At 41.8% G+C, this 10,992-nt stretch carries 9 protein-coding genes; 8 read left to right on the top strand and 1 reads right to left on the bottom strand.

The window, feature by feature from the left end:
* Positions 1–54 precede the first annotated feature (54 nt).
* Positions 55–975 carry a polyisoprenyl-teichoic acid--peptidoglycan teichoic acid transferase TagU gene (gene tagU / locus BA79_RS06255; RefSeq protein ID WP_035389693.1) on the bottom strand — a complete coding sequence of 307 codons (921 nt, stop codon included), beginning with the start codon at positions 973–975 and terminating at the stop codon, positions 55–57.
* A 182-nt stretch (positions 976–1,157) separates the two neighbouring features.
* Here tagU and BA79_RS06250 point away from each other — a divergent pair, with 182 nt between their 5' ends.
* The 8 genes from BA79_RS06250 (at position 1,158) to tuaC (ending at position 10,984) form a co-directional block, all read left to right on the top strand.
* Positions 1,158–1,481 carry a hypothetical protein gene (locus BA79_RS06250; protein ID WP_035701604.1) on the top strand — a complete coding sequence of 108 codons (324 nt, stop codon included), beginning with the start codon at positions 1,158–1,160 and terminating at the stop codon, positions 1,479–1,481.
* Between the two features lie 25 nt (positions 1,482–1,506).
* Positions 1,507–3,615 (top strand): SpoIID/LytB domain-containing protein, encoded by a 2,109-nt coding sequence (locus tag BA79_RS06245; RefSeq protein WP_008348301.1) that lies wholly within the window; start codon positions 1,507–1,509, stop codon positions 3,613–3,615.
* 22 nt (positions 3,616–3,637) lie between these two features.
* Positions 3,638–5,128: an N-acetylmuramoyl-L-alanine amidase gene (locus BA79_RS06240; protein WP_008348299.1), complete on the top strand. Its 1,491-nt coding sequence runs from the start codon at positions 3,638–3,640 to the stop codon at positions 5,126–5,128.
* Between the two features lie 139 nt (positions 5,129–5,267).
* Positions 5,268–6,758 (top strand): N-acetylmuramoyl-L-alanine amidase, encoded by a 1,491-nt coding sequence (locus tag BA79_RS06235; RefSeq protein WP_035701600.1) that lies wholly within the window; start codon positions 5,268–5,270, stop codon positions 6,756–6,758.
* Positions 6,759–6,902: 144 nt separating this feature from the next.
* The gene (locus tag BA79_RS06230; RefSeq protein ID WP_017357854.1) at positions 6,903–7,475 is read left to right on the top strand and encodes a hypothetical protein; all 573 of its coding nucleotides are present in this window, start codon (positions 6,903–6,905) and stop codon (positions 7,473–7,475) included.
* Between the two features lie 198 nt (positions 7,476–7,673).
* On the top strand, positions 7,674–8,333 hold the full coding sequence (locus BA79_RS06225; protein ID WP_008348294.1) for a sugar transferase: 660 nt from the start codon (positions 7,674–7,676) through the stop codon (positions 8,331–8,333).
* Positions 8,334–8,351: 18 nt separating this feature from the next.
* Positions 8,352–9,803, top strand: coding sequence for a teichuronic acid biosynthesis protein TuaB (gene tuaB, locus BA79_RS06220; RefSeq protein WP_035701597.1), 1,452 nt, complete (start codon positions 8,352–8,354; stop codon positions 9,801–9,803).
* Positions 9,800–10,984, top strand: coding sequence for a teichuronic acid biosynthesis protein TuaC (gene tuaC / locus BA79_RS06215; RefSeq protein ID WP_035701595.1), 1,185 nt, complete (start codon positions 9,800–9,802; stop codon positions 10,982–10,984). The genes tuaB and tuaC overlap by 4 nt, the downstream gene beginning before the upstream one ends.
* Positions 10,985–10,992: the final 8 nt, after the last annotated feature.

Raw genomic sequence — 10,992 nt, 5'->3', positions numbered from 1 at the left:
AAGCTGTCGAGATTTTCTCGACAGCCTGAGACTACATTCCTGTAGTCTTCTTTTTTACTGCTCCAAACTATCCTTCAATTCCTTCTTCACTTTCGCTAAACTGTTGTCATCAAGCTGATAGTAATAAATATTATTGATTCGTGCGCCTGTACCTTTCAGCTCGTGCTGTTTCACATTTTGTCTTGCATCACGATAATCATTCATCATCGTCCACATGTCGTCAAAGGACATATTCGTTTTCATGTTGTTTTCAACGACTTTAAACATATCGCCGAATTTCGTAATAGATGAAATGTTAGCGCCTTTTGCAATGATGCCTTCAATGACTTGACGCTGTCTTTGCTGACGGCCGAAATCACCTTTAGGATCTTGCTTTCTCATTCTTGTATAGGCAAGGGCTTGATCGCCGTTCAGGTTAATTTCTCCTGTACCAAATGAATGGCCATCATAGCTGAAAGCAAACGTGCTGTTCACCGTAATGCCGCCAAGTGTATCGACAATGTCTTTAAAACTTTCCATATTCACTTTCACAAAGTAATCCACAGGTACATCAAGCAGTTCCTCTACTGTATCTGCAGCCATTTGTGTACCACCGAAAGCATAAGAGTGGTTGATTTTATCCATTGTGCCTTTTCCGACAATTTTTGTATACGTATCACGGGGGATACTCACCATTTCAGTTGTTTTCGTTTTCGGATTCACTGTCATGTATATTAATGTATCTGCACGGCCTCGGTCATTCTTTCTTTCATCGACACCCATGACTAAAATGGAGATCGGGTCTTTTTTACTTAAATCGACATCTTTGTCACGCTTATCTGACTTCTTTAAGTTCTCTTGAATGCCTGCGACAGTGGATGCGGCTGTATTCCAAAGATGATACGCGTATCCGCCAGTGGCTAATACGAATAAGCCAATAATCGATAAAACAATCCAAAGAACCTTCTTTTTCTTTCTTTTTCTCTCAGCTCTCATAATGTCCCTCACCTTTTCTATCATTCTTCCATGATTATAGGTTTACGAATCTTGATAAACAAGTTATTTTTTTACTCTGAACCTAGATATAGACGTTGTAACAAAAAAAAGGTTTCAAAAAACCTTAAATTTACCTTAAAATATTAAGTTATAAGACGATACAAAGACATGAGGTGAAAAAAATGAAGAAAATCGTCGTTTTACCGTTCTTAATACTACTACTAGGTATCGTGCTCACAGCATGTGGAACGGCTGAGCAATCCTCAGGAGAAAACAAGACAAGCAGTTCAACTCCTCAGGTGCTGGAAGAAAAAGCTGAATTTATTGGAATGGCTGATGCACATACAGTCGAAGTGAAAAAAGTGAATACGACTTTAAGCTATGAATTTACGGATAATTTTAAAGATGTATTAAATGAATTTAAACCAGGTGACAAAGTAGAAATCTCTTACTTTATCAATGACAGTGGTCAAAAAGAAATTCAGAAGATTGAAAAACAGAAGTAAAAAAAGATGGGCGGGATGAACAAAATTGAAGAAAACAGGCATTACACTTATCGTTCTCATGACACTGACACTACTAATTGCACCTTTTCAGTCTGCCATGGCCAGCTCGACAATTTCAGTAAAACTGTCTAACTATATCGGAAACAAAAACAGCATGGATTTCTCAACAACGGGGGAATACAAACTATCAGGATCAAATGTCGCTGTGACGAAAAGATACGACGGCAAAAATCGTTACGAAGTAGCCAATAGTATTGCTTCTGCAGGATGGAAAAATCCTTCAACCGTTGTGATTGTGAGCCGAGATGCTTTTGATCATGCCATTTCTGTATCGCCGTTAGCATACAAATTAGGCGCCCCAATTTTGTACACGAACATTGAAAAGCTAACGAAGACAACCGAAAATCAGTTGAAAAAGATGAATCCTGATAACATCTTAATTGTCGGGAATACGAAAAGTATTTCAACAGCTGCTGAGAAATCAATCAAAAAGTATGGAAAAGTGAGACGCATTAGTGGGAAAGACAAATTTGAAATTTCCCAAAAAATCGCCAAAGAAATGGGTAACTATAAGCAAGCAATTGTTGTCGGCGGGAACTCATTCATGAATGGGATTGCAATTGCATCCTATGCATCGAGAAAAGGATACCCAATCCTATTAACAAAAAAAGATTCCATTCCGTCTTATAAAATGCCAAGTAAAGTCATTATCATCGGCAGTACAAAAAGTACGGGACAAAAAGTAGAAAATCAAATCAAGAAAACCTCACAGGTGACACGAATCAGCGGTGCCAATCGCTACGAATTATCTGTGAATATCATTAAAAAATTAAACATTAATGCAGATAAAGTGTACTTGGCAAAAGCCTCTAGCTATATTTATGCAATGCCTTTGTCGCAATTGGCTGCAAAATCTAACAGTACCGTTGTGTATGTGAAGCCGGATTCTGTCACAGCGTCATTAAAAGCATTGCTGAAAGAAAAAGGTACATATGCTTACCATCTTGCTGGTAGCACAAGTGCGATTACAGATAGTTTAAAAAATTCTTTAGCCAAACAAGTCTATCTGAAAAAAAATCAAAACTACCAATTGAATATTTCTAACGGAAAAATTTCATTAAAAGGCATTAAGACGTATAACACATTAAGAGTTGTTCCTGAGAAATATTCAACCAAAAATGTCCTTCAAATCGCAGGGAAGCCTTACTTAGGTAACGTCAACTTTGCCATTGAATCAGGATATATCAGGCCGACTAATGAAAATATTCCATTTGAAGACTATCTAAAAGGTGTTGTGCCAAACGAAATGCCTGCGAGCTGGCATGTTGAGGCATTAAAAGCACAAGCTGTTGCCGCTAGAACGTATTCAGTGAAAAGTATTGGAAAAGTCGTACCTGATACAACAGCCTTCCAAGTATATGGAGGATATAACTGGTACACAAATTCGACAAAAGCTGTGGATGCCACAAAAGGCAAGGTTCTGAAATACAACAATCAACTTATTTCAGCCACCTATTATTCTAGTAATGGCGGATACACTGAGGCGAGTGAAGAAGTATGGGGGAATGCACTGCCATACTTAGTCGCCAAAAAAGACACAAAAGATCCTGTCAATGCGTGGACACTGAAGTTGTCTAAAAAGCAATTAGGCACTACGTTGACTGCAAGTACAGCAGCTTCTGAGTGGTCTAAGGCAAAAGAAGCCAATGCTGCCGACCTTGCTGGTCTAAAATCATGGCTGTTGAAAAATAAAGAAACAGCTGCATCTGACATGAGAATTGCATCTATTTCAAGCCTGACATTCTCAGGAAAAACAAAAGGTCAGCGTGCGAAGACCGTTTCAATCAAGCTGAATTACCATCTGAAAAACAAAACAGGTACGTATACAGTGAACAAAAGTACAACGGCAAGTATGAAAATGACAGAGTTTAGAACAGTCATGGGCGCAACAAAGGTGAAAAGTACGTTTGCGTCAGTAAAGAATAATACAAATGATTTCACGATTTCAGGAAAAGGCTATGGTCACGGCATTGGTATGAGTCAATACGGCGCCAAAGCTAGAGCTGAATCTGGAAACTCGTATTCTTCCATACTTTCGTTCTACTATCCAGGTACAAAACTAACAAACTATTAAGAATAAAAGGAGGACTTAGAAGATGCGCTCAATGATCAAAACAGCCATCCTCAGCCTCATCGCCATTTTCGTTATTGTTCCAACAGCTTCAGCAGATAACTCGGTCTCCCGAATTGATGGTGGGAGCCGGTATGCTGTAGCAGCAAACGTAGCGAAAAAAGGATGGGGAACAGCAAGTACAGTTGTTTTAGTGGGGAAAACTGCATATGCAGATGCAACAGCAGGAATTCCACTGGCACATCAAAAAAATGGACCAGTTCTTTACACAAATAGTACAAGCCTTTCTGGAGATACAAAAAAAGCCTTAACGGCTTTAAAAACGAAGACAGTTATTGTTTTAGGCAGCACATCAAGTGTGTCAAACAACGTGGTCAATCAAGTAAAGAAAATGGGCATCTCTACACAACGTATTTCAGGAAAAAACCGATATGAGCTATCGGCAAATATCGCGAAAAAAATGAAAACGCCAGCTGGCGTCGTTGTGGTTGAAGGGTCATTCTATGCACATGGAATTGCCATTGCACCTGTAGCGGCACAAAAAGGGTTCCCAATTCTATATACAGATAAAAAGGGCCTTCGTTCTGAAATCGCTTCTGTTGCAAAAGCAAGCAATGTGAAACAAACCATTGTCGTAGGCGGAGAGAATTACGTCACAAAAGCAGCTTATAATCAATTAAAATCTCCAACGCGAATCAAAGGCTCTACTCGTTATGACGTGGCTGCGAATATTGTGAAAAAATACAATATGAGCACAAATAATACCTATGTAGGAAGAGGGTTTGGCTATGCCACTTCATCTTCTGCGGCAGGAATTGCAGCAAAGCAAAACAAAGCATTGCTCCTAACGAATGAAAAGACGCTGCCAAAGGTAACAAGAGCGACGATTAGCAGCAAAAAAATCACCAAATTTACTGTCGTTGGCAGTACAAATACAGTGACACCAACTGTCGTGAATCAATTGAAAAATCCTGTCGTTGGCAAAAAAGTATTCATTGACCCAGGTCATGGCGCTCATGATTCAGGAGCGGTAGGCTACGGATTATATGAGAAGAACTTAAACTTAGATGTAGCCAAACGTCTAAATACAAAGTTAAACAACGCAGGTGCACTTGTGACGATGTCAAGAACATCAGACACATTCGACAGTCTTCAAACACGGGTGAGCAAAGGTGCGTCAGCAAATGCAGATATCTTCATCAGTGTCCATGCGAACTCAAATGATAACAGCAGTGCAAATGGAACTGAAACGTATTATGACAAAACATATGCGGCAACAAACAGCTTGAAGCTCGCGCAAAATATTCAGCCTAAAATGGTCAGTGCATTAGGCACAAGAGACCGTGGCGTGAAGACAGCTGGTTTCTATGTGATTAAATATTCTAAGATGCCAAGTGTTCTCTTAGAAACTGGTTTTGTTTCCAGTCCAGTTGATTCAAATATTTTGAAATCTGCTACTTATAAAGATCGATTAGCGTCAGGTATTTCAAGCGGTGTTTCAGGCTATTTTAGATAAGAAAACATACAGATGAGGGGTGCCTAAGATACACCTCTTAGGCTGCTCGAGAAACGACTCTCGGCAGCCTTTTTTCAAAATTACATGAAGTGTTTCCGGGTTCCAGGATGAAGGGTTCAAAACCAAGGAGGTTGACTTCATGCGTTCTTATATCAAATGTTTTGTTTTGATTGTGGTTTCACTATGTTTGTATGCACCATCAGCATTTGCGCAGCACAATGTATCGAAAATTGAGGGAAGTAATCGATATGAGGTGGCAGTTAACGCTGCAAAACGAGGCTGGTCGACAGCACCTACAGTTGTTTTAGTAGGCGGTGAAGCTTATGCAGATGCGCTAAGTGCTGTGCCGTATGCCTTTCAGCAAGGAGCCCCAGTGCTGTTAACGAATACTAGCAGTCTTTCAGGTGCAACTAAGTCAGGTCTTCAGCAGTTGAAAACGAAGCGTGTCATCATTCTTGGCGGAACCGCAAGCATTTCTCAAAAAGTCGTAGCGCAGCTAAAAGCAATGAATCTATCCGTATCGCGAATACAAGGGAAGAATCGATATGAATTGGCGGCAAATGTTGCTAAGCAAATGAAGAGTGCTGATACAGCTGTGATTGTGAATGGTTCTGCTTATGCAGACGCTGTGGCGATTGCTCCGTATGCTGCAAAACAGGGCTTTCCTATTTTATTAACCGATGCAAAAGGGCTGCGGCAGGAAACAGCCAATCTATTAAAAAGCAAAGCGGTGAAACGGACGATTGTGATTGGCGGGGAAACAAGTGTCAATCAAGCAGCCTATCAAAAGCTACCATCACCCGTGAGAATCAGCGGAGCCAATCGGTATGAAGTGGCAGTCCGAATTGCGAAAACATACCCGATGAAGACAACCCAAACGTATATGAGTAACGGCTATGCATATGCCGATGCGGCAGCTGCGGCAAGTACGGCAGCCAAGCAAGGGCAAACCCTTCTTCTTACAGACGCTCAATCAGTGCCAGATGCGATTCGTCGTGTCATTGGGACTAAAAAGATTTCAACATTTACAGTGTTAGGCGGAACATCAACCATACGAACCAGTGTGATCACACAGCTGAAAAATCATGTGTTAGGTGAAACCATCTTTATTGATCCAGGTCATGGTGCGCAGGATGCTGGAGCGGTAGGAAATGGACTGCTTGAAAAAAATATAAATCTAGATGTCGCGTTAAAACTACAAGCGAGGCTCAAACAAGCGGGTGCGCTGACGGTCATGTCTAGAACATCTGATACATTTGATTCCTTGCAAACACGTGTAAGCAAAGGATCACAGGCTGGTGCGGATGTGTTCATCAGCATCCATGCCAATGCAAATGATCATAGCGGTGCAAATGGAACAGAAACGTATTATGATGCGACGTATGCTTCGGCCAATAGTTTAAAGCTGGCACAAAAGGTACAGCCCCAGATGGTGAAAGCCCTTGGCACAAGGGATCGTGGTGTGAAAACAGCAGGGTTCTACGTGATCAAGTATTCAAAAATGCCCAGCATCTTGCTTGAAACAGGGTTCGTAACCAGTCCGATTGATGCAAGTATATTAAAATCAACGACTGCCAAGGAGAGGCTGGCTTCAGGAATCGCAGCAGGTGTATCTCAATATTTTAAATAAAATAGATCGGATGAATGATATGTCAAGTTAAAAATACATTTCATTTCAGGTTATTTTTGTTATAATCGAAACATAGAGGGTGGATTTTTCACGTATTTGCCTTCCAATGACAGCAAATCGACAAATCATGAAGAGGTGACGATCTTGAAAAAATTAATCACAATGCCGTTTTTAGCCTTACTTCTAGGTGTAATGCTCACAGCATGCGGCACATCAAATCAGTCAAACGATAACAACAATACGGATAACAGCAAAAAAGAAACAACTGAAGCAGCAGATCAAAAGAAAGAAAATGCAACAGACGAAAAGACGGAAGACAAGTCTGCAAGTGAAAAAGCAGATGATGAAAGCAAAGAAACAGCTGCTCAAACAGAAGACCAAGCAGGTCAATCTGACGAAGATGCAAAAGAAAGCTCAAGTAAGGAAATCACAAAAGAAGAAACGACAAATGATCAGTCAAAAGCTGAATCTAAAACAAAAAAAGAATCTACAACGAAGAAAAATGAAGTCACCAAAGAAGGCACATATGTCGGTTTGGCTGATGGACATACAATTGCTGTCAACATTGATGGAAAAGAAGTAGCCATTCAATTCGGAAATACATTTTCTAAACAAGTGAACAGCCTAAAAGAAGAATCAAAAGTGAAAGTAACTTATACAAAAGATGCAAACGGAACGCTTAGACTGAAGACGATCGAATCCGTAAAGGCAAAATAAAAAAAGACACGTAGACCCGCAGAATTGCGGGTCTTTTTTACGTTTAAAAGGGCATAACTTGATATAAGGGCACATTCTTAACACACTTTTACAAGACTTAACAGCCCATTTACATTTGCTTAATGTTGCTCTGCTAAACTGACTTTCATAGAACATCTCTTTACACAACAACTACTTTGAATGGTGAGGTGCAGGTCAGTGAGCGCAGAGAAAGCGATGAACCTTTACAGAGAATATGAAGTGAGACGAAACCACTCTTTTGCTTTAACAGAACATATGGTTCGATATTTATTTGCAAAACGTTTCATAGATGTCGTGTTCTCGTTCATCGGATTGATGTTGAGTACGCCAATCATTTTACTGTTTGCCCTTTTAATTAAGCTAGAAACACCAGGGCCAGCCTTTTATATGCAGGAAAGGGTCGGAAAAGACGGTGTCTACTTTAAATTATGGAAGCTCAGATCGATGAGAACCAACGCAGAAAGCGGAGGAGCGAAATGGGCGCAAAAAAATGACCCTCGTATCACCAAAGTGGGGGCATTCATCAGAAAAACAAGAATTGATGAACTCCCGCAATTTATCAACGTGTTAAAAGGAGAAATGAGTATTGTAGGTCCACGTCCTGAAAGACCAATGTTTACTGCCGAATTTAATCGGACGATTCCAGGCTTTACAAAAAGACTGACAGTGAAGCCGGGGCTGACTGGTCTTGCTCAAGTAAATGGGGGATATGAAATGAGTCCAAGTGAGAAATTATCACATGACTTACAGTATATTCAAAACTTGACATTTTCTCTCGACACGAAGATTATGGTAAAAACGTTAAAAGTCATCGTGACTGGTGACGGAGCCAGATAAGTAAAGTAGGGAAGAGAAATGGCAAGTATGAAAAATCGCCTGCTGGGCGGAGCAAAATGGACAAGCTTGTCCGCATTGATCATTACCATCATCCAAATTACACAGTTCGCCTTTTTAGGGAACGTAATGTCACTGAAAGAATTTGGACTCGTTGGCATGATCACAACTGTCACAATATTTACACAGATTTTACTTGATCTAGGCATCGGTGCTGCGATCATTCAAAAGGAACAAACGACGGAACGTCAATTATCTACATTATATTGGATCAACTTGCTGACGGGAATTCTCTTGTTTTGTGTATTGATCCTCGCAAGTCCCTTGATTGCCGCCTTTTATGCCAGACCTGAGCTGGAAGGCTTGCTCAAGTTATTATCAATCATGTTTCTCATTGCACCAATTGGTCAGCAATACCAATATATGATGCAGAAAGATTTAGCCTTTAAAACCTTAAGTACGATTGAGACGATAGCGACGATCATTTCGCTGATTGTTCTACTTATCCTAGCCTTTTTTATCAATCCAATTGTGGCCTATGTGGTCTCTCAAGTGCTGCTTCAATCAGGAAAAGGTCTCATGTATGCAGCGGCTTATTGGAAGAAGTGGCGCCCAGCACCCGTTTTCGCATTAGGGGAAGTGAAAGAGTTTTTCTCCTTCGGGGCTTTCCAGCTTGCGTCAAGGCTCGTCAATCGGGCAGGCTCAAATATCGACATGATTTTAATTGGACGGTTTCTTGGAGCAGAGGCATTAGGGATTTACAGCCTGGCTTATCAAATCGTCACAATCCCGGTGCTGAAAATTAACCCGATTGTGACGAGAGTGGCTTTCCCAGTTTTCGCAAAAAGTCAGCGTGATCACTCTAGGCTGCGTGAGGGCTTCCTCAGTATGACGAATATGCTCGCACTCATTAGTTTTCCACTACTCATCGGTCTTGCTGCCGTATCAGATAGCTTTATAGAAGTAGTGTTTGGAGAGAAATGGCTAGTGGCGGTCCCGGTTTTGAATATTTTGTGCATTGTCGGTCTACTCCGTGTGCTGATGAATCCAAATGGTTCCATCCTTCTTGCAAAAGGGAGAGCGGACTTAGCTTTTTATTGGGATACAGGCATGCTCATCGTATATGGATGCGCATTATATGCAGGAGTCCATACCGGAAGTCTATTGACTGTAGCTTGGGTCTACTCAGGGGTCAGCCTGCTGAACTTCATTGTCGGCAGGTGGCTGATGGCTTACGTCATTCAGCTAGATATGAAGATATATGTAAAATCACTCGTAAAGCCTGCTGTCATGACACTATTAATGGCCGGCTGCGCAATAGCTGTTCATCAAGGGATGAAGCTGACATCAGCGGATATACTGCTTCAATTACTACTGACAATTTGTTTAAGTGCGGCTTTATATAGCTTGCTGCTTGTCAAAATGTATCCGCAGGTGACAGGGAAATTATGGAGAAGAGGTCGTTCGTCATGAAGGTGCTATGGCTGACAAGTGTATATCCTAGTGAAAAACATCCAAGTGAAGGCGTCTTCCATGAAACACAAGTGCAGGAGCTGGTCAAACAAGGCGTAGAAGTGAGCGTGATTTGTCCCACCCCTGTCAATCCGCCCATCTTACGGATGCTTAAAGCTTCCTATCGTCAGAGAAAAGATCTTCCCCAGCAGGAAGTGAGGTGCGGAGTACCGGTTTACAGACCGCCTTATACAGCACTGCCTGGACAGCTAAAATGGGCTCAGCCGAGTAAACGAATCGCAGCTTCTGTCCTACGCACAATGGAGCGTTATGATCTGTCACCGGATTTCATCCATGCGCACTTTGCCATGCCGTCTGGCGGCGCAGCAGCTGTGATTCAAAAGGAAGCGAGCATCCCTTATCTTCTGACCTTACACGGCAGTGATGTGAACGTCTATCCAAACTATAGCAAAGGGGCGCTTGCAGCCTTTGAAGCAGCAGTAAAACAGGCGTCTGCTGTTCTCACAGTGAGTGAGGAGCTGGCAAAGAAAACACATGACATGACAGAGGTGGATGCACAATGTCTCCCGCTTGGAATTCCGCTCAAGTCATTTTCTAGAACACCAGGGGATCAAACAGCCATCAGAAAGCAGGTAGGTTTACCGCTTCACGACAAGCTCATCGTTTTTGTTGGCCGTTTAGTCAAAGAGAAAGGTTTGCTTGAATTAGCGGAAGCTGTCAGCGGGATGTCGGGTGTGAAAGCCGTCTTTGTCGGAAAAGGACCCCTCGCAAAGGAGCTGGCCGAACGGGCGGGAGAATCCATTCTGCTCCCGGGACAGGTGCCGAATGATCAAGTGAAAGACTATTTAATGGCAGCTGACCTGTTTGCCCTTCCATCCTACAGTGAAGGAATGCCGACTGTCGTCCTTGAGGCGCTCGCTTTAAAACTGCCTGTCATCGCAACACGGGTTGGTGGTCTCCCATCACTATTTTCTACCTATCAACATCTGCTCATTGAACCGCGTTCAACGAGTCAGCTAAAAGAAGCGATTCACGCTTATCTTTATGAAAACAGATGGAACGAGCAAGTGAAGAACGATCTTCACCACATCGTCCATACAGATTATTCATCATCACATAATGCTACGCTCCTAATTCAGCAATATGAAAAGGTGCTGAATCAATCAACATCCACCGTTTAAACAGGATG

The organism is Bacillus altitudinis 41KF2b, assembly GCF_000691145.1.
GTDB classification, from domain to species: domain Bacteria; phylum Bacillota; class Bacilli; order Bacillales; family Bacillaceae; genus Bacillus; species Bacillus altitudinis.
The sequence above is the reverse complement of the archived record's forward strand: the minus strand, read 5'-3'. Positions and strand labels throughout refer to the sequence as shown.